Source organism: Hymenobacter cellulosilyticus (assembly GCF_022919215.1).
Classification (GTDB): Bacteria; Bacteroidota; Bacteroidia; order Cytophagales; family Hymenobacteraceae; genus Hymenobacter; species Hymenobacter cellulosilyticus.
In genome coordinates this window covers 4,412,147-4,432,118 of record NZ_CP095046.1, presented here as the reverse complement: position 1 = coordinate 4,432,118, position 19,972 = coordinate 4,412,147, and the positions used below count along the sequence as shown (strand labels likewise).

The window sequence follows — 19,972 nt, the reverse complement described above, 5'->3', positions numbered from 1 at the left end:
CGGCTAGGTGTAATGTAAAAGCAAAAAAGGCGGCTCCCAACACGGGAGCCGCCTTTTTTGCTTTTAGCTGCTGTGAGGATTATTCCACTACCACGCGGCTAACCTGCGTCGACTCGGGGGTTACGACCTGCACCATGTACAGACCGGCACCCAGGGCCGAAGCATCTACTTTTACTTCCTCACCAACGCCAATAGCCTGGGTCTGGGTTAGCACCACGCGGCCGGTTGCGTCGCGCAAGGTAACCGTGGCCGTCCGGGCCTTGCTGGCTGCCGCTACCCGCAGCTGGAACTTGCCGTGGGTGGGGTTCGGATATACCTGAATGCTGGATTGCTGAACGGTAGCCGTTTTGTTGGCCAGTACCAGGTTGCAGACCGAGATGCCCCGGTTCTGGTCGGCAATGCGGGCCGCAAATTCCTGGTAGTAGCGGTTTACCACCAGCGGGTCGTGCACCACCAGGGTGTTTTCGTCATTGGTCGTGTTGGCCGACAGGCTCCAGTTGTGCGAGCCCACGAATACCTGCGGGTCCGACTGCGAAGCACCGGCGTCTACAATCAGGGTTTTGTGGTGCATAATGCCACCAGTATTTTTCACCATAATGCGAGTGCCCAGCGCCGTGCGGATAGTGCGGAAAATAGCGCCAGTGCCCGTGTTGGAGGTGTCATTGAGCAAAGCTTCCGAGCAGTTGGCAATGTTGCGCAGCTGTACTTGGTCCCGCACTACCTGGCCGATTTCGCTCAGCGTGATGAGCATCGTTTCAATGTGCAGGTCATTGTCGGCAGTCCGGATGCTTTCCAGCAAGCGGGCGTTTACGTTGTCGGTCGGGCTAAACCACGACTCCACGCGCGAGCCACCAATTACGAAGAAGTGGGGCGTGTTGTCCGTTTTGCGGTTGCCGAAAACCGGCGTGCCGGGCGTCGGGCCTGTTGACCCCCAGATTTCCTCAAACTCCATCGTGTAGGTGCGGGCCAAGCTTTGGTCCTGCACGGCAATAACGTTGTTGTTGTCGCTAAAAAGCTGGGCCTGCGTCCAGTTGGTAGAGCCGGTCCAAACCCAGGGGCGGGTAGCGTTGGCGCTATTGGCGTCGATTACCACAAACTTGTTGTGCATGATGCCCCGGTTGCTGGCGTCACTATCCGAGTCGCGGCCGATACGCGGAATGGCAGCATTCAGCAGTTTTACGCTATTGTTCGCGTTGGTAGCCTCATAGATCAGACGCACCTTGATACCGCGAGCCTGGGCCCGGTTGATGGCATCCAGTATCGTCTGGTTGTTCCAGTTATAGATGGCTACATCCAGGCTTTCCTGGGCCCGGTCGATGTAGCGGGCCAGCGTATCGGGCACGGTCTGGTTCAGGTACAGAGCCGTATTGCTGGGCAGAGCCAGGCTAGTATTCACGGAGCTGTTAAAGTAGTTCCGGATTTTACCCGTCGAATTTGATACCGTAATCATGGGGCCGATGCCACTGCTGGAAGTCCCGTTGGCATTCGTCGACGATACGCGCACGTAGTACACGGTGGCGGGCTGCAGGCCGGTCAGGCTTACCTGGTGGGAAGTGGTAGCGGTAGCGGTAGTCAGTACGGTGCCCAAGGCGGGAGTAGTACCGTACTCCAGCTTGGTGTCGCCGGCAAACTGGGTGGTAAAGGAAACCGTGAAGCTGTTGCGCGTCAGGGCCGAGGGCACCGGGCCGTTCAGAATCTTGGGGCCTTCCAGAACGATATCCGCGTAGAGGCGGGGCAGCAGCTGGTAGCCGCCCGTGCCGGTGGTGGAAAACTGGCTCATAATGCCGATGATATCGAACGGGCCAGTCGGCACTGGTTTGCCAACCAGACCAGCGGCCCCGGTCGAAGCCGTGTTGGGCCGGATGACCAGCGTGGGCTGGGCATTGAGCAGGTAGTTGGTATTGCCGGCAAACACGGTTACCGCCGCGCCATTAGCGGCCGTAACGCTGGTGTTACCGTTCACGCGTACCAAACGGCTTTCATAGACTTCGGCGTATACCGAGCTGGCCGTGGCCACGTCTACCTCCGCTACGGTTAGCGGCCGGTTTCGCCCCAGCACCGTAACCGAGGTTACGGGGTCTATTTCCAGAATGCCGTTGAAGTTTTTCAGCGTACCCCGCACTTCAATACTGTCGCCCACGCCCAGGCTGGTGAAAGCCGTGGTGGTGGCATAAGCGGCCACGCCAGCCTCCTTATCCTGCAAATAGCGGATGGCGCCGAGCTCCGACCCGTTCGAGACGGTACCGCGCACCGCCACCGCGGCCCCCACGCCCTTGGCCCGGGCAGAGGCAATAGTTTCTACGGTTTGGGCAATAGCCGGCCGCAAGCCTGCGCCGAGGGCCAGCAGACTTAGAAGAGTAATTCTTTTCATGAAATTTGGGTAGGGGCACTAAGGGAAAACGCGCACAAAGAAACACAAAACCGTGTTAGCCACAGGTTAAGTTACGGCTAACGCAGAGTTTGTGACCCCGGCAGGGGTGGAAAAGACAGGTTTGGCCGCCGGATTATTCCGCGTCTTCGGCGGTGCGCGTGCGGCTGGTAGCCCGCTTCTTGGTGTCCGTAATCATCGGGACGGCCGCCGACTCAGAGCGGCCCACCGCGTTGGTCGACGATACCTTGACGTAGTACACCGTGCCGGGCTGCAGATCAGTTAGGGCAATGTTGTGCTTGGTCGTCTGGGTGGCGTTGGCTACTACCGTGCCCAGGGCTGAGGTTTTACCGTATTCCACCTTGGTGTCTCCCGGGTTCTGGGTGGTAAAGCTCACGGTGAAACCCGTACGGCTCATTTCCGTGGGAACCGGCTCACCCATCACGTTGGGCAGGCCGCCCCGAGCACGAGGTCGGTATAGAGGCGGGGCAGAATCTGGTAGCCGCCCGTGCCGCTGGGAGCGAACTGACTGACCACGCCCACCAAGTCGAAGTCGCTGGCGGGCACGGCTTTGCCTACGAGGCCGGTTTCGCCGCTGGAGGCCTGGTTGATCCGGATCGGGGCGCCTTTCTGCCCGTTGATCAGGTAGTTGCTGTTGCCGTTCATGGCTGCCAGGGGGGAGCCGCCCAGGGTTGTGATGCTGTTCACCCCTTTGATTTTCACCAGCCGCCCTTCGTAGGCTTCGGCAAACACTTTGGTCAGTTCCGCGGCTGGTACTTCGGCCATAATCAGGCGCCGGTTTTTGGCCAGCACCTTCACCGAGCTGATGGGGTCCATTTCCAACAGGCCATTATAATTTTTCAAGGTACCGCGCAGCTCTACACTGTCGCCGAGCACCAGGGAGGAGAAGCCGGGAGCGTTGAGCGAGTAAGCAGCCAGGCCGGCGTCTTTGTCCTGCACGTAGCGCAGGCCGCCCAGTTCAGGACCGTTGCTCACTGTGCCCGAATCGTGACGGTAGCACCCGGACCGGCCGCACGGGCGGCCAGCAGCGTCACGGGAGCTTGAGCATAGGCACTCATTGCGCCGCCGAGCAGCAGCGCCAGAAGGGTAACGTTTTTCATCAACTTAAAATGCAATAAGTGGGAAAGAGCAGGTCAGTGTGCAAAACACAAATATGCTTGTTTCCAGTCTAATTGCATTACGGATTCCGTACAAAAAACCCGTTTTGTCTATCGGATTGACCGAAAAAACCGAAGAAAGATGAAGAGGCTTACAGAATATTGACCTCCGGATGCAATTCCACTCCGAACGTGGCGCGCACCGAGGCAATGATTTCGTGGGCCAAATCCCGGATGGCGCTGCCCTGGGCCCCGCCGTGGTTTACGAGCACCAGAGCCTGGCGGTCGTGTACGCCGTGAGCCCCAAAGCGCCGGCCCTTCCAGCCGCACTGCTCGATAAGCCAGGCGGCGGGCACTTTCACGCCCCGGGCACGGCATAGCCGGGAATTTCGGGGTACTGGGCCTTAAGCTCGTCGTACTTGGCCTGGGAGATTTCCGGGTTCTTGAAAAAGCTGCCGGCGTTGCCGATCTGGGCCGGGTCGGGAAGCTTGCTGCGCCGGATCTGGATAACGGCCTCGCTCACGTCGCGCGGGGTCGGGTCGGCTTCAATGCCCATGTCGGCCAGCGTGGTGCTGATGGCCCCGTAGCTGACGTTGAGCTGGTGCTTGCGCCGCAGCTGCAGCACCACGCCCGTCACGATGTACTGGTTGCGCAGCGGGCCCTTGAACACACTTTCACGGTAGCCGAAGCCGCACTGCTCGTGGGTGAAGGTGCGCAGCTGCCCGGTGCTGATTTCCACGGCTTCGAGGTGGTCGAAGGTGTCCTTGAGCTCCGCCCCATAGGCCCCGATATTCTGCAAAGGAGCGGCACCCACCGTGCCCGGAATCAACGACAGGTTTTCGATGCCGCTCAGGTTCTGGCTAAGGGTGTACTGCACCAGTCCGTGCCACGACTCGCCGGCGCCGGCCCGCACCAGGGCCGTGTCCTGGGCTTCGTCCTGGGCAATGATTTCGAGGCCGGTTATTTCGTTTTTGAGCACCACCCCATCGAAGTTCTGGGTGAAGAGCAGGTTGGAGCCGCCACCCAGCACCAGCTTTTCGGCCTGCTGCACCTCGGGCAGAGCCAGCAGGGCGCGCAGCTCCTCGACCGAGCGGAAGCGGGCAAACAGGCGGGCTTTGGCGTCGATGCCGAAGGTGTTGTAGGGCAGCAGGGAAACGTGGTGTTCGAGAACGGGAGCCGAAGCCATAGCAAAGCGGAGTAAATGCGTGGAACGGCAAAGTTAGCCGTTTGCTACTAGTTGGCGCAGCTTGTGGGAGTTAGTGAAATGACGTCTCTAAAATCGGCGGGCGAAACGAAAAAGCTTAACGGTTGGACCAGCTTATTCTTAGTCTAGCCTTCCGAGAAGCCATAAGTTCAGGAAACGCAAGTCTGTCTGAGTTTCCTGAACGTTGATTTCCTGAACCAGTTTTCTGATCTCAAGCTGGGCTATAGGACCACTTTGCCATGCCAGTAGATGTGCATGGGCAGCAGTTCAAGAAAAGGAGCGTCTGATAGTGGACTTACATAGTTACGAATAGCGAGGAAGCCCCACTACTCTTGCAGTGCAGCACTATTACTCCACTATGTACGAGTTGTTGTCGAACATTAAATCGACAGAATTACTCCACCAGGTCTTACTTACATGATCCTGGAAATCCTTCGTAGCAGAAGGAAAACGAGAGACTTCCTTAAATCCGAATCGAACGGTACTGACAAGGCGCTTGTAGGACCCTGCTGCATACGCAGCAAGCTGCTCTGCCTGAGTACGGATAAGGGCAGCGTCCTTTGAGATGAACCCGTAAAAAACGAGCTTCTGATAGGGGTTGAGTTGTATTAGATCAGGAGTATTCTTATTGCAGTCACTTCCCCATAAGCCTATTCCCTGCCTATTCGTTACCCAATTCTCATCCCAGCCGCAGGACATGATCCAGAACTCCCTCAGGGTGCCGGATGTGTTGCGAACGGTCAGCTTAACAAAATACCCCTCGTCCCCATAGTTTTTCTGAAACGAGGACATAGAAGATTTTCCTTCTCCCGTTATTTCTGCTGTTACAGTCAGATCTTGTGGTACTAGTACTTGGGCTTGTATTGCCGGGGTAGATAGCCCAGTGAATAGTAAGCTTAAGAGCAGCCTGTATAGGAGGGGCGTTTTCATCAAATAGCGAAAGGCTTCCACTTTATAGAAAGGGTCCGCTTAAATAAACGCAAAAGCCTCGATACGAAGTTGGGCTTCTTCAGGCAGAAAATTATGTTAGTCTAAACGGTGGTTTTCATTAAAAGAGTGATGCACCACCGCTCACTATGCTTTCCGTTTTTGCGAGGTAACCGGGCAATAATAAAAAAGTGTTTCAGCCTAGGACTGAAACACTTTTTTTACTCAATGGCAAGCTGTTAGGCCAGCAGGCTTTTGACGAAATTAAGCCAATCTACCGCACCCGATAGCCCCTTACGCTGTAGAACAGCAGATACGCGTAGCAGAGGGCCGGCAGCACGAAGGCCACCCGCAACCCACCGCCGTTGGTGGCAATCCAGCCCATGAGGGGCGGAATGATGGCCCGCCGACGATGGCCATAATCAGGTAGGACGAGCCTTGCTTGGTGAAGCGGCCCAGGCCGGTAATGGCCAGCGGAAACACTACGGGCCAGATAATGGAGTTGCACAGGCCGCAGAGCACCACCAGCCACAGGGCCGTTTCGCCGCTGCTCAGCAGGGAGGCTACCACGAACAAGGTGCCGGCCGCGCACACACCTACCAGCAGCTTACGGGCGTTGAAGCGGGAAAGCAGCGGAATGCCGATAATGCGCCCTATCATCAGGCCAAACCAGTACGACGACACCAGCACCGCGCCCACGGCCTTGGTAAAGCCCGTGTTGGTGTCGATGGGCTCGGGGGAATGGCCAAACAGGGCGGCAGCCCAGCCCGTAGCCACGCTTAGGCCCCGCACCAGCTGCTGGGTGAAGCCACTGAGCTGATTGATGCCCTGACTTTCTCCGTAGCGAATCAGAAAGGAGCCGATGCCCACTTCCACGCCCACGTAGGTGAAGATGGCCACGATACCCAGCACCAGGTGGCGATAGTCGAGAGCGGAACGGCGGCCGGTGGTGCCGGCTTCGGCGGCCAAGGCGGCTTCTTCCTCGGCCGGAATGCTTTCAATTTCGGGCAGGCGCACTAGGAAAAACAAGGTGGCCAGTACGGCCAGAAACACGGCCAGACCCAGGTACAACGGCTTGACCAGCGTGGCTTCCTGGGTTAGGCGCTGCTCCAGGGGCAGGGCTGCCAGCTGGGCCTTGAGCACGGCCGAGCCGCCAAACAAAATCAGGCCACCGATAAGTGGAGAAATGGTGCCGCCCAGCCCGTTGGCTACGCCTACGATGCTCACCCGGCTAGCCGCCGTGCGAGCCGGACCCAGCACCGATACGTAGGGGTTGGCCGCCACCTGCAGCAGCGTGACGCCGGCACCCAATAAGCTTAGCGCCAGCAAAAACAGGCCGAACGTGCGGGAGTTGGCCGCCGGCACAAACAGCAGGGCCCCCGCGGCCATAATCAGCAAGCCCAGCACGATGCCGCGCTTAAAGCCGATTTTTTCCAGCACGATACCCGCCGGCAACGACATCAGGAAGTAGGCCCCAAAGAAGGCAAACTGCACCGCCGTCGACTGGAAGTCGGTGAGCTGGCACACATCCTTGAGGTAGGGCATGAGCACGTCGTTGAAGTTGGTAACGGCCCCGAACAGAAAGAACAGGGTCGTCATCAGCAGCATGGGCCCGGCGTAGGAGCGGGTAGTGGTGCTGGCAGAAACGGAGGAGGAAGAGACGGGAGCAGCCATGCAGGCGGGATAGGGAGAATGGTTGGGCCTTAAAGATAGGAATTCGCGCGAAGCGCCTCCGCAGAAAGCTGGCCGGGCCGTTAGTAGCGCGAACGGTGTAGTTGGCATAGCCCACGCCGTTAGAATCATTCTGGCACGCGAACTACACCGTTCGCGCTACGGTGCAGTGGGCTCCCCGGCCCGCCAAGCGTCCATCGTTGCCCCAAGTGTCGGGTTTACTCATTCGTTATAGATTGCAAAAGATGCGAGGGAAAACTGGTCCTCGCAGCTTTCTGTACCTGTCGCACAACATGTGAGGTCAGGGAAGGCCGCCCGTTGACTTACCAGTTGCTGCTAGGCGTAAGCCGCCTAAGCTCCCTAGCGTAACGATTTGTTAACCCCCGGCGTTAGCTGCCGGGGCGGCAAGTCGCGTTGGAAATAAGGCCGGTACCTATAGCGCCGTCCTTTGCCCATGAACTCCTCTCCCCTGGAAATCGGCCTGTTTGCCAGCAGCGGGCTGCTCTTGTTTCTGTACTCAGTAGGCCGGCTGGCGCTGGCCTTGCGGCAGGTAGCCGGGCCGCGCATGCAGGACATTCTCCACCGTTTTACCCGCTCGGTGCCCCTGGCCATTCTTACCGGCACGGTGGTAACCACGCTGCTGGATTCATCTTCCGTGGTGATTATTCTGGCTATTGCCCTGGTAAGTGCCGGGGCCTTGCCCTTCCGCAACTCCCTGGGCGTGGTGCTGGGCGCCAACATCGGCACGACCATCTCCAGTCAGCTGTTCGCCTTCGATTTGGGCCAGTACGCAGCCGTTGCCATGCTGCCGGGGCTGCTGCTGCTGTCCCTGAGCAAAAAGCGCGGGGGACGGACGGCGGGTCGGGCTCTGTTCTGCTTCGGGCTGCTTTTCTTTAGTTTGTTCTTGCTGGGGGAAGCGGCGGCTCCGCTGAAAGAGTACCCCGGCGTGCAGGCCTGGCTGCTACAGCTCGAAACGCCCCTGCGCGGCGCCGGGGCCGGGGCCCTGCTCACCTTGCTGATTCAGTCGTCGTCGGCTACGCTGGGCATGGCTATCAAGCTGGCCGACAAAGAGTTGCTCACCTTGCCGGCTGGCATTGCCGTGATGCTTGGAGCCGAGCTGGGCACCTGCTCCGATACCCTGCTGGCCACGATGGGACGGGGCCGGCCCGCCCTGAAAACCGGCCTGTTTCACCTGTTCTTCAACATTGTGTCCATTGCCCTGGGTCTGTTGCTGATTGCGCCCTTCACGGCCCTGGTGCTACGCTTGGCCAGCCATGCCGATGTGGCCCGGCAGCTGGCCCACGCCCATGTGCTGTTTAATGTGGGAGGTGTGCTGCTGTTTGCCCCCTTGCTGCCCCTATGCCAACGCCTGCTCGACGCCTGGCTGCCTGATAATGAAGTACCGCAAGCAGCCAGCGCCCAGCCCCAGGCCGCCTAAGCCGCGAGACGCTGGAAGGTTGACGGCGCAGCTTGGTGGTAGTAGCTATTTGATAACAAGCCTCATAAGCACGCAGGGCGCATCTTTGCACAGCAGTTCTTTCCGCTGCCATTTGTCCTTATGCGTATTCTGCTTGGAGCCCTACTGATCTTGCTACTAAACCTGGCGGCCCGGCCCGGTTGGGCGCAGACCAGTACGCCGTATCCACCCCTGACCGGGCAGGTCGTCAATAGCGGGCACCGTCCCCTGGCCGGTGTGAGCATCCTGGTGATGGGCACCACCCTGAGTACCACCGCCAACTGGGAGGGTGCGTTTCTGCTGCCCGTGCCGGGGCCGGGTACCTACAGCCTGCGGTTCGACTATCCGGCTCATCTGCTGACGGATGTCGTGGTCACGGACACCACCCGCCGGCCGCTGCGGGTTACGCTTTTCTCAACCCAGCCGCCGGTCCGGGCCCGGCGACCAAAGTCCTAGGGGCAGCCCGCGCCCAAGGGCCTGAATAGACGAGGGGGCCTACCTTCTGGCAGTCCCCTCTACGACGCAGCTCCAGCCGCTTTCGTAGGGCAAAGGTTGCGCCTTTATAAGCCACTGACAATACGCCGGCAGATTCTTCACCGGATGATAACCTAGCGAGGGTTCTGTGTGCCGGGAGCTGGAAAGTAGAATGGAGATGCCTCCGGAGCAGCGGCTAGGCTTCCCCGGCTGTCCGCTTTTTTGGGCCTGCTTATCGGCCAAGAGGACAACGGGTAGGGCAGGAGCAGGGAAAAACTCCGACCTTTGCGGTTCTTCATTTCTCTTAGCTACCCTGCCCCATGTCCGAAAACCGCCGCGACGCCACCTTCTTTATGACTGCCACCACCCAGTTTGGCCTGGAGGAAGTGCTGGCCCAGGAGCTGCGGGACCTGGGCGCCAAAATCGAGAAAGTCGGGCAGCGGGCCATTGAGTTCACCGGCACCAAGCAGCTGCTCTACGAGGCCAACCTCTGGTGCCGCACCGCCGTGCGCATCCTCAAGCCCTTCGCCGGCTTCTACGCCCGCGACGAAAAAGCCCTCTACCGTGAAGTGGGCCGCATCGAGTGGCCGGCCTATATCCGCCCCGACCAGACCTTTGCCATTACGGCCGTGGTCAACAAGTCGACCTTCGAGCACTCCCTGTATGTGGCCCAGCTCACCAAGGATGCCATTGTCGACCAGTTTCGCAACCGCACCGGCTCGAGGCCCAGCGTGGACGTGAAGAACCCCGACATCCGGCTGCACCTGCACATGATTGAGAATGACGTGGTACTCAGCCTCGACGCTTCCGGCGACTCCCTGCACCGCCGCGGCTACCGCCAGCAAACCAACGTGGCTCCCCTGAACGAGGCCCTGGCTGCCGGCATCATCCTGCTCACCGGCTGGGACGGCAAAAAGCCCTTTATTGACCCCATGTGCGGCTCGGGCACCCTGCTCACCGAGGCTGCCCTCATTGCCCAGCGCATTGCCCCGGGACTCTACCATCAGGGCAAGTTTAGCTTTCAAAACTGGGCCGACTTCGACCAGCAGCTCTGGGACTCGGTGGTGATGGACGCCCGCAGTGCCCGTATTGAGGAGCCCCAGGCCTACATTGCCGGCTCCGACTTGTCGCGCGAGTACATCGAGCTGGCCCGGGAAAACGTGGCCGCTGCCGACTTGGAGGACTACATCCGCCTCGGCGTGCGCGACGTGAAAGACGCCCAGGCCCCGAAGAACGAGCCGGCCGGCGTGGTGGTGTCGAACCCGCCCTACGGGGAGCGAATCGGGGAGGAAGCCCAGATGGAGGCGCTCTACAAAACCATCGGCGACACGCTCAAAACCAGCTTCCAGGGCTACGACGCCTTTTTGTTTACCGGCAACCTGGAAGCCGCCAAGCGCGTGGGGTTGAAAGCCTCCCGCCGCATTCCGCTCTTCAACGGGCCGATTGACTGCCGCCTGCTCAAGTACGAGCTCTACCAAGGCACGCGCAAGGCAGCCCGGCCCGAGTAGAGGGGACCCTGGGTACGGCTCCGGCCGGCAGCCTCTCCGAGACTACGTCAGGCGGGCCCGCACCTGCTCAACGGCTTGGTCGGTGGTCAGTACCGTGGCGAATTCGCCGTGCAAACTGGCCAGGGCCGTGGCGTGGATCAGGGCGGCGGGGTAGTGCTGTCCGTCGAAGCCGGTTTTGTCGAACGTAGCCGTGGCGTCGGCCACGAGGTAGGTTTCGAAGCCCAGGTTGCCCGCCATGCGGGTCGTCGTCGATACGCAGTGGTCGGTGGTCAGGCCCGCAATAAAGAGGCCGTGAATGTTGTGCTCCGCCAAATACGCTTGCAGGCCAGTGCCGATAAAGGCGCTGTTCACCGTTTTGGCGAAGATGGGCTCCCCGGCCTCGGGCTGCACCTCCGTTTTAAAGGCATTGCCCGGCTGGCCGGGCCGCAACGGAGAGGCCGGGCTGGCCGAGTCGTGGCGGATGTGAATAACTGGCCAGCCCAGCTGCCGCCACTGAGCCAGGAGCCGCCCGGCATTGGCTTCGGCCTGGGGGTTGTTGCGGTTGCCACCCCAGTAGGCCTGGTTGTCGAAAGCCTGCTGAAAGTCGATAAGAAGTAAGGCGGGGATGTGCTGCATGGCCTAAATATGGCGGGCCCAAATGGATTTATCGGTCCGGGAGCCGGCTGCTACACCCAATATACTCCCTTGGTGGGCTGCGAAGGGGCTTCATATGCTGCTGGCTGGGGCGGGCAAACCCGGCGCGGGCCAGGCCCCAGGCTATAACTTATTCGACGGGGCGGGTATAGTTTAGCGTAACTTCCCTTTTATCATTTTCCCGAGTACAATGAGTGCATTACCCCTATTGGATGGATTGGGCTGGGCAACATGGGTACGCCCATGTCGAGTCGCCTGCTAAGTGCGGGCTACCCGGTTTCGGTTTACAACCGAAGCCCGGAGAGAACCGTCGCCCTGCGCGAGGCTGGCGCCACCGTGGCCTCTTCTCCGGCGGCCTTGCTGACCCAGGCGGACGTCGTGTTCCTGATGGTGTCGGACGACCAGGCCGTGCGGGAGCTGTTTACCGGGCCCGAGGGTTTGTTGCAGGCCCAGGCCACCGGCAAGCTGCTGATCAACATGAGCACTGTCTCGCCGGGAGTCAGCCGCGAAATGGCCGTGCTGTGCCAGGCCCAGGGCCACACCTACCTCGACGCCCCGGTGTCGGGCAGCGTCAAGCAGGCCGAGTCGGGCCAGCTGGTAATTATGGTGGGGGGCGAGGAAAGTGGCTTTGCCCAGGCCCAGCCCTTGTTTGAGCACCTGGGCAAGCTGGCCCGCTACCTGGGACCCACCGGCAACGGCAACGTGGCCAAGCTGGCCCTGAACACCTTGCTGGGGTTTCAGGCCCAGGGGTTGGCCGAAGCCCTGCTCTTTGCCCAGCAGCACCAGCTGCAAACCAACGACCTGATGGAGCTGATTAACAACAGCGCCCTAGGCAGCGTCTTTATCAAGCTCAAAGGCGAGGCCGTGCAGGGCGAAAACTACGCGGCAGCCTTTGCCCTGAAGCTGCTGGCCAAAGACTTGCGTCTGGCTCAGGCCGAAGGCTTGGCCACGCCCCTGGCCGAAACCGTCGTTCAGACCTTTCAGCAGGCCGAGCCTGCGCTGGGGAAGAGGATGTAATAGCCATCCTCAAGCACCTGAAGCGCGCCTAAGTACTGTGGCCCGCCCCGGGGCTGCCTTTTTGAACGTCCTGCCGAGCTTTCTGCGCCCCAAAGCAGACTGCCAGACAGGGCGTTCTTTCTTTTGGCGGCGCTTCTTCTAACTTTCGGTTCTCTCCCAACTCTCTCCCGCCCATGAAACAACAGCTTTCCTACTTGCTGCTGGCCTTGCTGCTGCCGCTACTGGCCCCGGCCCAAACGCCGGCCATTACCCGCCTGAACCCCACCAACTGGTGGACGGGCATGAAAAACGGCAATCTGCAGCTGCTGGTCTACGGGCCCCAGGCCGGCACGCTGAGCTACACCATTAGCTACCCGGGGGTGAAGCTGGTGAAAACCAGTGCCGTGGAAAACCCGAACTACGCCTTTCTGGACCTCACCATTGCCGCCACCGCCAAGCCCGGCACGGTGAGCATCGTGGGCAAAAAGGGCACCCAGACCGTAACTCAGAAGTGGGAGCTGCTGGCCCGCGACAACCGCCCCAAGGGGCAGGGCGTAACCCAGGCCGACCTGATTTACCTGGCCATGCCCGACCGGTTTGCCAACGGGGACGCCAGCAACGACAAGTTTGCCGACATGGCCGACCCCAACTCGGACCGGGCCAACCCGTTTTTCCGCCACGGCGGCGACTTACAGGGTGCGGCCCAGCGCATCGGCTACCTCAAGGACCTGGGCGTGACGGCCGTCTGGTTTACACCCGTGCTGGAAAACAACCAGGGCCTGACCAACGAGGGCGGCACCATGCGCTCGGCCTACCACGGCTACGGCTTCACCGACCACTACACTGTGGACCGGCGCCTGGGCGGCAATGCGGCCTACAAAGCCTACGTGCAGCAGGCCCACGCCGCCGGCCTCAAAGTGGTGCAGGACGCGGTGTACAACCACGTGGGCAACAACCATTGGTTTATCAAGGACTTGCCCATGAAAAGCTGGGTGCACCAGTGGCCCACCTACACCAATACCAGCTACCGGCAGCAGCCCATCACCGACCCCCACGCCGCCCAGATTGACCGCGCCGTGACCCTCAACGGCTGGTTTGTGCCCTTCCTGCCCGACCTCGACCAACAGAATCCCTACGTGGCCAATTTCCTGATTCAGCACGCCATCTGGTCGGTGGAAACCTTCGGGGTAGATGCCTGGCGCATCGATACTTATATGTATAACGACCAGCCGTTTATGAACCGCTGCAACGCGGCGCTGCTGGCCGAGTACCCCAAGATTCACATTTTCGGGGAGTCGTCGGTGACCAGCACCGTGGACCAGGCTTACTACGTGCGCAACAAGATTGATTTCCCGTTCAAGTCCAACCAGCCCGGCGGCCTGGATTTCGTGCTAGAAAACGCTATGCTGGCTGGCCTCAAGGAAGTGGGCACGCCCGCCGCCACCGGCTGGGACAACGGGGCCCAGCGCGTGTACCAAGCCCTGGCCCAGGATGCCGTCTATCAGGACCCGACCAAGCTCGTGACCTTTATCGACAACCACGACCACAACCGGTTTCTGTCGGAAGTGGGGGAGGACTACGACCGGTACAAAATCGGGCTGACCTGGCTGCTGACTACCCGCGGCATTCCGAGCATGTACTACGGCACCGAAATCCTGATGAAGAACTTCAAGGACCCCACCGATGCCGAAGTGCGCAAGGACTTTCCCGGCGGCTGGTCTGGCGACAAAGAGGACAAGTTTACCGCCGCCGGCCGCTCGGCCAAGGAGAACGAGGCATTCAACTTTGTGAAAACCCTGGCTACCTACCGCAAAACCCACCCGGCGCTGCACAGCGGCAAGCTGATGCAGTACCTGCCCGAAAACGGCCTCTACGTGTACTTCCGCTACGACGCTACCGGTACCGTGATGGTGGCCACCAACTCTACCGATAAGTCTGCCGCGCTGCACACGGCTCGTTTTGCGGAGCGCATGAGCGGCTTCACCAACGCCCGCAACGTGCTCACCGGCGAAACACTCAGCAGCCTGACGACCCTGCAGCTGCCCGCCAAAACGGCCCTGGTGCTGGAGCTTGGCAAGTAGATAACGAAGGTGCCAGGCGCCGCTGTTAACGGGGCAACCTAGCTAGCCATTCACAAAAAAGCCCTTTGCCGCAGGTTGTGGCAAAGGGCTTTTGTTTTGGCCGGAGCCGCGCTATTCTACCATCAGGGCGCGGGCAGCGCGCTGGTCACCCAGCTGCAGCTGCACGTAATACAAGCCGGCCGCCAGTCCAGTCAAGGAGAATTCCAAGGCCCCCGTGGCTCCCGGCACAACAAACGCCGTGCGCACTTTCCGGCCCGTTCCGTCGAGCAAGGTAGCGGTAGCGGCGGCCTGGGTGCCGACTGGCAGCTGGAGCGTCACGCGGTGGTGAGCCGGGTTGGGGTACAGGCCCAGGCCAGCCAGCAGGGCAGGGCTGTTTGTGGCCGTCGTCACGTTGTCGGAGAGGGTTGCCAGGTAGGCAGTGGCAGTAGCCGCGGAGCCCGACAGCGTCTGGGTGCCGAAGCGGGCCGGGATGGTAGCGCTGCCTACTACGTGCAGCAGTGAGCCCCGCACGGCCAGACCGGTAGCATAATCGTGCCCTGTGCCGCCGGCCTGCTGGGCCCAGCTGAAGACCGGGGTCGTGGTGCCCACGTCGTTGAGCTTGGCTACTACGATGTCGAAAAAGCCGCTCTGGTTGTTGGAGAAGACATTGACCGAGCCGAAGCCAATCAGGGGGCTGTTGAACTGCCCGGCCACGTACACGCTGCTGCCATTCACGGCCAGAGCCGTAGCCTGGTCGAAGCCGGTGCCCCGGCCCGCTGGGCCCAGTTGAAGGCCGGAGCCGTCGTACCCGCATCCGTAAGCTTGGCCACGAATAAATCCGCGTTGCCGTTGTTGGCCAGAATCAGCCCGCTGAAGTTGGCCGCAATGCTGGCGAAGCTGCCGGCCACGTACACCGCGCTGCCCCTCACGACCAGACTCGTGGCCAGCTCGTCGTTGGCGCCGCCGGCCCGCTGCACCCAGGCAAAGCTGCTGGTCGCACCCGCATCGGTCAGGCGGGTTACAAACAAATCCTGGTTGCCGGCGCTGAACACCAGATTACTGCCGAAGCTGCCGGTGCTGCTGAAGCTGCCGGCCACGTACACGTTGGAGCCTTCTACGCCCAGGGCCGCAGCGGCATCCGTGCCCGGGCCGCCCGCGCTTTGGGTCCAGACAAAGCCGCCGGTGCTGCCGGGGTAAGCTTGGTAATGAAAATATCGGGGGTGGTACTCACGGTGCTGGTCAGCAGCGCGTTGCCGAAACGGGCTGAGCCGGTATAGGCGCCGGTGGCAAATACGCCAGAGGCCGTGGCCGCCACGGCGCTGAGCTCGTCGTTGGCTGAACCTCCGGCCTGCTGGGCCCAACTCAGGCTGGCCGTAGAACCTGCATCGGCATAGCGGGCCACAAATACGTCGGTGGTGGAGGCCGGGCCAGCATTGGTAAGGGTAGTGCTGCCAAACACGGCGGTGGCCCCGCTAAACATGCCGCCGACGTACACGCCGCCATTGTGCACGGTTACGGCCTTGGCCGTGTCGTTGCCGGCGCCACCCGCGCGCTGGGCCCACAGAAAACCGCCCGAATTCCGTTTGGCTACAAAAATATCCGTGCCGCCGGCGCTGGTCAGGGTTTGGCTGCCGAGCGTCATACTGCCCGCAAAGGTTCCTACCAGATACACGTTGCCGGCTTCATCGGTGGTGGTAGCCTTCACGTCGGTAGCGCTGCCGCCCACACTGGCAACCGACTGCCAGGAGCCCTGCGCGTAGCCCGGCGTGCCGGCCAGCAGCAGGCCCAGGCTCAGTAGCCACCGTTGGTTTAAAAAAGCGGATCGGAAAGATGTTTTCATAGATGAGCAGAAAAGTGAAACAAGAAGAACCCGCCCGGCAGCCGCAGTGCCTGCCGGAAGCTGGGGCATGAAGCTTCGGCAGATACGAGGTTGCTAAGGCGGAGTTACACTACGCGAAACGGCCGGTAATGAAGGGAAAACTTGTATTTATCTGACTGGCGTATTGTACTTATGAAATATGAACTGGACTTTCCTCTGCTGGACCTAGCTGGCAAAAAGAGTGGCAGTAGCTCTTGAGCTCCTTGCTTTCTTCCCCTTCTGAAATGCGGGATGAGACTCTTCTGCGTGAGGAGGCGCCGTGAGCAGGGTCGGCAAAATGAAAGATGTGCCTACTTTGGGCCCTTGAACTGAAACCACCGCGCTACCCGATGATCCTGAAAATAGTATACATCCTGGGCGGCATTGCCGTAGCCGTTGTGGGCGGCGTGGTGCTCATATTTTCCCTGGGGCAGCGCTCCGTAACCTACGAGCTCCGGCTCACCGTGCTCGGCGCCGATGGCCAGCCTCTGCCCGCGCAGCCGATTCTGCTGTGGGACCGTAGCAGCGGGCAGCACGAGTTTAAGCTCAACGAGCGGGGGCAGTTTGCGCGCCTGCGCTCCGAGTCCTTTGGCTCCAGCGCCCTGGGGCCCCGCCGGCCCGATGCCTTCGGGGTAGGACTGGCTTTCCCCGGCCTCTCGCCGCTGTACTACCAGTTTGCCATCCGCGGCAGCGGTCCGCTTGCTTCCTACGAGGTCTACAACGATTACTACTCTCACGGCACCAAGCAGTGGGTCGGCGACTTCAATGCCCAGGGCTTTACCCGCCGTCAGACCAAGCCCGACTCTAAAGGCGGAGTAGCTACCGCCGTGCTACCCCGGGGTGGTCAGGTGCTGCGCTGGCAGGCTACGGCCATCCTGAAGCGGGCCGGAACCACCCCCGACGGCCATCGGCTCTACCTCCTAGAGCTGACCCTGCGAGAAAGTGGTGTGGAGGTCGTGAAAGGCCCTTAAAACCGGCTTGTTATCCTGGGGAAGTGGGTGCAAGGCAAGGGAAATATCGTTTGGAGCAACCCGATACTGCGGAAATAAATCATTCTTAAGCTGTACGGTGAGCACCGGCGCGGTGCGGCGCCGGAATCTGCGAAATCCGTGCACTATTTCCCCGCGGCCACGGTTTATTTACGTCTGTCAAGTCCTGGTTTAGCCGTATTTTTACCGCATGTTATTTGCCCCCGAACCCCTCGCGCCCACGCTGGCTTCTGCTCGGCGCGTCCTGAAGCAGTACTACGGTTACGATACTTTCCGGCCCATGCAGGAAAGCATTATTTCCCATATCATGAGCGGCAAGGACACCGTGGTGCTCATGCCCACGGGTGGGGGCAAATCGGTGTGCTTCCAGGTGCCGGCCGTGGTACAGGAAGGCGTCTGCGTGGTCGTCTCCCCCTGATTGCCCTGATGAAGGACCAGGTGGAAGCCCTCAAGGCCAACGGTATTCCGGCCGAGTACATCAACAGCAGCGTGGGCCAGAGCGAGCAAAGCAGCATTGCCAGTGACTGCCTCAACGGCTACCTCAAGCTGCTTTACGTAAGCCCCGAAAAGCTGGTCTCGCCCGGCTTCGTGCAGTTTCTGCAACGCCTGCGCATCAGCATGTTCGCCATCGACGAGGCCCACTGCATCTCGTCCTGGGGCCACGACTTCCGGCCCGAGTACACCCAGCTGCGGGTCCTGCGCGAGCAGTTTCCGCAGGTGCCCATCATTGCCCTGACCGCCACGGCCGACCGCCTCACCCAGCGCGACATCCAGCAGCAGCTGCGCATGCACGAGCCCCAGGTGTTTTTGTCGAGCTTCGATAGGCCCAACCTCAACCTTATCGTGCGCCCCGGCCAAAACCGCGTGGGCAGCATTGTGGACTTCGTCACGGCCCGGCCCTCGGAGGCGGGCATCGTGTACTGCCTCTCGCGCAAGCAGTGCGAGACGTTGGCCCAGAAGCTCAAGGAAAAAGGCGTCCGCGCCGGTCACTACCACGCCGGCATGACCCCCAACCAGCGCGGAGCCGTGCAGGAAGCCTTTCTGCGCGACGATCTGCAGGTCATCGTGGCTACCATTGCTTTTGGCATGGGCATCGACAAGAGCAACGTGCGCTGGGTGATTCACTACAACCTGCCCAAGAACATCGAGGGCTATTACCAGGAAATCGGCCGCGCCGGGCGCGACGGGGCTCCGGCCACTGCGGTGCTCTTCTACAGCTACGCCGACGTGATGAGCCTGCGCGACATGCTCACCAAGGACGCCGACCCGCGCCTGGCCCAGCTCAGCCTCACCAAGCTGGAGCGCATGCAGCAGTTTGCCGAAGCCGCCAGCTGCCGCCGCAAAATCCTGCTCAACTACTTCGGCGAAACCCTGCCCACCGACTGCGGCAACTGCGACATCTGCCGCAACCCACCCACCACCTTCGACGGCACCGAGTTGGCTCAGAAGGCGTTGTCGGCCGTGGTGCGCATGCGCGAGCGGGCCCCCATCGGTCTGCTCATCGACGTGCTGCGCGGGATGCGCAACCAGGCCATTCTGCAGGGCGGCTACGAGCAAATCAAAACCTACGGCGCGGGCCGCGACTTGCCGTATTTGGACTGGTACAGCTACATCCACCAGATGCTCAACGACGGCCTGCTCTACATTGCGTACGAGGAAGGCTACGCGCTGAAAATCACTGACCTGGGTAAGCAGGTGCTGCAGGGCCAGCGCCAGTTGCCGATGAAGAAATTCCAGCCCGCCGAAAAAGCCGAGAAGCAGCCCCGGGGCAAGAAAGCCGCCGGCACCGCCACGGCGCCTACCGATGCCACGACCCAGCTCTTCGACCGGCTGCGGCAGCTGCGCAAGCGTATTGCCGACGAGCAGAACGTACCCCCATACGTCATCTTCACCGATACGACGCTGCAGGAAATGGCGGCCGAGCGGCCCGTGTCACGCACGGCCATGCTAGCTATTGGCGGCGTGGGCATGAAGAAGTTCGAGAACTACGGCGAGGTCTTTATCAAAGCCATTCTAGAGCACGGCGGAGTGCCCAACCCTTCGGATACCACCGATGACGACGAAGACGAGGACCTGCCCAGCGCGGCCCGCAAGCCGCGCCGCGCCCGCGAGGCCGGCGACACTCACGAAAACACCTTGCAACTGCACCGTGCGGGTCTGAGCGTGGAAGCCATTGCCGAGCGCCGCTCGCTGAGCCCTAGCACCATTCGGGCCCACATTGAGACGCTCTACGCCAAGGGGCAACCCATTCGGCTGGAGGAGTTTTTGACCATGGACGAATTCGCCAAAATTCAGACCGCCATCGGCCAGCTCGGCGGCGACCCACCCCTGCGGGACTTGTTTGACCACCTGCGCGAGCAGTACGACTACTTCAAGCTCCGCTTGGCCGTGATGTACCAGAAGCGCCTGCGCAGCAAGTAGAGCTAATATGCTAAGGTGATGGAATGTGCGAATGTGCTAATACACAACACGTGTCATTGCGAGCAACGCGAAGCAATCCGTTCTCTGCGGAGGTAGTCCCGCCCTTTTACCAGAAAGCCCTTTCCCGTAGCAAAACAGGAAAGGGCTTTTCACTTTAGAGCATTCCGTACATTTCAGAGGACGGATTGCTTCGTCGTGCCTCCTCGCAAGGACTGGTAAAAAGGCGCCCGTTGAGACCTTACCTTAAGACAGAGTTTTGCGGGTTGAAGGGTCTGGGAAAATACTTTTC

General features: G+C 60.7%; 19 protein-coding genes and 1 pseudogene. 8 read left to right on the top strand and 12 right to left on the bottom strand.

The genetic code is table 11. The features are described 5' to 3' along the window. Positions 1 to 79: 79 nt before the first annotated feature. The 8 genes from MUN79_RS21785 to MUN79_RS21760 form a co-directional block, all read right to left on the bottom strand. Entirely contained in the window at positions 80 to 2,371 is a 2,292-nt protein-coding gene (locus MUN79_RS21785; protein WP_244674663.1) for a phospholipase D-like domain-containing protein, read from the bottom strand. 133 nt (positions 2,372 to 2,504) lie between these two features. Further along, positions 2,505 to 2,810, bottom strand: coding sequence for a fibronectin type III domain-containing protein (locus MUN79_RS21780; RefSeq protein ID WP_244674662.1), 306 nt, complete (start codon positions 2,808 to 2,810; stop codon positions 2,505 to 2,507). Further along, on the bottom strand, positions 2,810 to 3,364 hold the full coding sequence (locus tag MUN79_RS21775; RefSeq protein WP_244674661.1) for a hypothetical protein: 555 nt from the start codon (positions 3,362 to 3,364) through the stop codon (positions 2,810 to 2,812). Before MUN79_RS21775 ends, MUN79_RS21780 begins: the two co-directional genes overlap by 1 nt. Then, on the bottom strand, positions 3,361 to 3,489 hold the full coding sequence (locus tag MUN79_RS30280; RefSeq protein WP_262922917.1) for a hypothetical protein: 129 nt from the start codon (positions 3,487 to 3,489) through the stop codon (positions 3,361 to 3,363). The genes MUN79_RS21775 and MUN79_RS30280 overlap by 4 nt, the downstream gene beginning before the upstream one ends. Positions 3,490 to 3,638: 149 nt before the next feature. Continuing rightward, positions 3,639 to 3,848 carry a hypothetical protein gene (locus MUN79_RS31325; RefSeq protein ID WP_311136551.1) on the bottom strand — a complete coding sequence of 70 codons (210 nt, stop codon included), beginning with the start codon at positions 3,846 to 3,848 and terminating at the stop codon, positions 3,639 to 3,641. Then, positions 3,845 to 4,672 carry a UDP-N-acetylmuramate dehydrogenase gene (murB, locus tag MUN79_RS21770; protein ID WP_311136550.1) on the bottom strand — a complete coding sequence of 276 codons (828 nt, stop codon included), beginning with the start codon at positions 4,670 to 4,672 and terminating at the stop codon, positions 3,845 to 3,847. Before murB ends, MUN79_RS31325 begins: the two co-directional genes overlap by 4 nt. 366 nt (positions 4,673 to 5,038) lie before the next feature. After that, on the bottom strand, positions 5,039 to 5,620 hold the full coding sequence (locus MUN79_RS21765; protein ID WP_244674660.1) for a hypothetical protein: 582 nt from the start codon (positions 5,618 to 5,620) through the stop codon (positions 5,039 to 5,041). A gap of 291 nt (positions 5,621 to 5,911) precedes the next feature. Further along, on the bottom strand, positions 5,912 to 7,291 hold the full coding sequence (locus tag MUN79_RS21760) for a sugar MFS transporter (protein ID WP_244674659.1): 1,380 nt from the start codon (positions 7,289 to 7,291) through the stop codon (positions 5,912 to 5,914). A 451-nt stretch (positions 7,292 to 7,742) separates the two neighbouring features. Here MUN79_RS21760 and MUN79_RS21755 point away from each other — a divergent pair, with 451 nt between their 5' ends. From MUN79_RS21755 to MUN79_RS21745, 3 genes are all read left to right on the top strand, one after another. Further along, positions 7,743 to 8,726 (top strand): Na/Pi cotransporter family protein, encoded by a 984-nt coding sequence (locus tag MUN79_RS21755; protein WP_244674658.1) that lies wholly within the window; start codon positions 7,743 to 7,745, stop codon positions 8,724 to 8,726. 120 nt (positions 8,727 to 8,846) lie between these two features. After that, positions 8,847 to 9,200, top strand: a complete 354-nt coding sequence (locus MUN79_RS21750; RefSeq protein WP_244674657.1) for a carboxypeptidase regulatory-like domain-containing protein — start codon at positions 8,847 to 8,849, stop codon at positions 9,198 to 9,200. 338 nt (positions 9,201 to 9,538) lie between these two features. After that, complete coding sequence (locus MUN79_RS21745) at positions 9,539 to 10,726, top strand: THUMP domain-containing class I SAM-dependent RNA methyltransferase (protein ID WP_244674656.1); 1,188 nt, start codon at positions 9,539 to 9,541, stop codon at positions 10,724 to 10,726. Between the two features lie 42 nt (positions 10,727 to 10,768). Here the strand turns inward: MUN79_RS21745 and MUN79_RS21740 are convergent, their stop codons facing one another. Beyond that, complete coding sequence (locus MUN79_RS21740; RefSeq protein WP_244674655.1) at positions 10,769 to 11,341, bottom strand: cysteine hydrolase family protein; 573 nt, start codon at positions 11,339 to 11,341, stop codon at positions 10,769 to 10,771. Between the two features lie 216 nt (positions 11,342 to 11,557). On the opposite strand from MUN79_RS21740, the gene MUN79_RS21735 reads away from it, so the two are divergent. Next, positions 11,558 to 12,376, top strand: coding sequence for an NAD(P)-dependent oxidoreductase (locus MUN79_RS21735; RefSeq protein ID WP_311136792.1), 819 nt, complete (start codon positions 11,558 to 11,560; stop codon positions 12,374 to 12,376). A 173-nt stretch (positions 12,377 to 12,549) separates the two neighbouring features. After that, entirely contained in the window at positions 12,550 to 14,436 is a 1,887-nt protein-coding gene (locus MUN79_RS21730) for an alpha-amylase family glycosyl hydrolase (protein ID WP_244674653.1), read from the top strand. Between the two features lie 111 nt (positions 14,437 to 14,547). Here MUN79_RS21730 and MUN79_RS21725 read toward each other — a convergent pair whose 3' ends face one another. Genes MUN79_RS21725 through MUN79_RS21715 form a run of 3 tightly spaced genes read right to left on the bottom strand, consistent with a single transcriptional unit; the run spans position 14,548 to position 16,255 of the window. Further along, complete coding sequence (locus MUN79_RS21725) at positions 14,548 to 15,150, bottom strand: T9SS type A sorting domain-containing protein (RefSeq protein ID WP_244674652.1); 603 nt, start codon at positions 15,148 to 15,150, stop codon at positions 14,548 to 14,550. After that, a complete protein-coding gene (locus MUN79_RS21720; RefSeq protein WP_244674651.1) occupies positions 15,147 to 15,518 on the bottom strand; it encodes a hypothetical protein in 372 nt (123 codons plus the stop codon). Before MUN79_RS21720 ends, MUN79_RS21725 begins: the two co-directional genes overlap by 4 nt. Positions 15,519 to 15,529: 11 nt before the next feature. After that, a complete protein-coding gene (locus MUN79_RS21715) occupies positions 15,530 to 16,255 on the bottom strand; it encodes a hypothetical protein (RefSeq protein ID WP_244674650.1) in 726 nt (241 codons plus the stop codon). Positions 16,256 to 16,623: 368 nt separating this feature from the next. Between MUN79_RS21715 and MUN79_RS21710 the strand changes: the two genes are divergently transcribed. The 3 genes and pseudogenes from MUN79_RS21710 to MUN79_RS31975 all read left to right on the top strand — a co-directional run bounded on the left by MUN79_RS21710 (position 16,624) and on the right by MUN79_RS31975 (position 19,683). After that, a complete protein-coding gene (locus MUN79_RS21710) occupies positions 16,624 to 17,244 on the top strand; it encodes a hypothetical protein (RefSeq protein WP_244674649.1) in 621 nt (206 codons plus the stop codon). Positions 17,245 to 17,452: 208 nt separating this feature from the next. Next, positions 17,453 to 19,221: pseudogene (gene recQ / locus MUN79_RS21705) on the top strand (DNA helicase RecQ); the annotation flags it as partial. Next, positions 19,207 to 19,683: a helix-turn-helix domain-containing protein gene (locus MUN79_RS31975; RefSeq protein WP_375378269.1), complete on the top strand. Its 477-nt coding sequence runs from the start codon at positions 19,207 to 19,209 to the stop codon at positions 19,681 to 19,683. The pseudogene recQ and the gene MUN79_RS31975, both read left to right, overlap by 15 nt. Positions 19,684 to 19,972 lie beyond the last annotated feature (289 nt).

Bases quoted from the DNA above. Each gene is read 5' to 3' on its own strand.
- MUN79_RS21785 (WP_244674663.1), bottom strand. From the start codon at position 2,371: ATGAAAAGAATTACTCTTCTAAGTCTGCTGGCCCTCGGCGCAGGCTTG.
- MUN79_RS21780 (WP_244674662.1), bottom strand. From the start codon at position 2,810: ATGGGTGAGCCGGTTCCCACGGAAATGAGCCGTACGGGTTTCACCGTG.
- MUN79_RS30280 (WP_262922917.1), bottom strand. From the start codon at position 3,489: ATGAAAAACGTTACCCTTCTGGCGCTGCTGCTCGGCGGCGCAATGAGT.
- murB (WP_311136550.1), bottom strand. From the start codon at position 4,672: ATGGCTTCGGCTCCCGTTCTCGAACACCACGTTTCCCTGCTGCCCTAC.
- MUN79_RS21765 (WP_244674660.1), bottom strand. From the start codon at position 5,620: ATGAAAACGCCCCTCCTATACAGGCTGCTCTTAAGCTTACTATTCACT.
- MUN79_RS21760 (WP_244674659.1), bottom strand. From the start codon at position 7,291: ATGGCTGCTCCCGTCTCTTCCTCCTCCGTTTCTGCCAGCACCACTACC.
- MUN79_RS21755 (WP_244674658.1), top strand. From the start codon at position 7,743: ATGAACTCCTCTCCCCTGGAAATCGGCCTGTTTGCCAGCAGCGGGCTG.
- MUN79_RS21750 (WP_244674657.1), top strand. From the start codon at position 8,847: ATGCGTATTCTGCTTGGAGCCCTACTGATCTTGCTACTAAACCTGGCG.
- MUN79_RS21745 (WP_244674656.1), top strand. From the start codon at position 9,539: ATGTCCGAAAACCGCCGCGACGCCACCTTCTTTATGACTGCCACCACC.
- MUN79_RS21740 (WP_244674655.1), bottom strand. From the start codon at position 11,341: ATGCAGCACATCCCCGCCTTACTTCTTATCGACTTTCAGCAGGCTTTC.
- MUN79_RS21730 (WP_244674653.1), top strand. From the start codon at position 12,550: ATGAAACAACAGCTTTCCTACTTGCTGCTGGCCTTGCTGCTGCCGCTA.
- MUN79_RS21715 (WP_244674650.1), bottom strand. From the start codon at position 16,255: ATGAAAACATCTTTCCGATCCGCTTTTTTAAACCAACGGTGGCTACTG.
- MUN79_RS21710 (WP_244674649.1), top strand. From the start codon at position 16,624: ATGATCCTGAAAATAGTATACATCCTGGGCGGCATTGCCGTAGCCGTT.
- MUN79_RS31975 (WP_375378269.1), top strand. From the start codon at position 19,207: ATGCTAGCTATTGGCGGCGTGGGCATGAAGAAGTTCGAGAACTACGGC.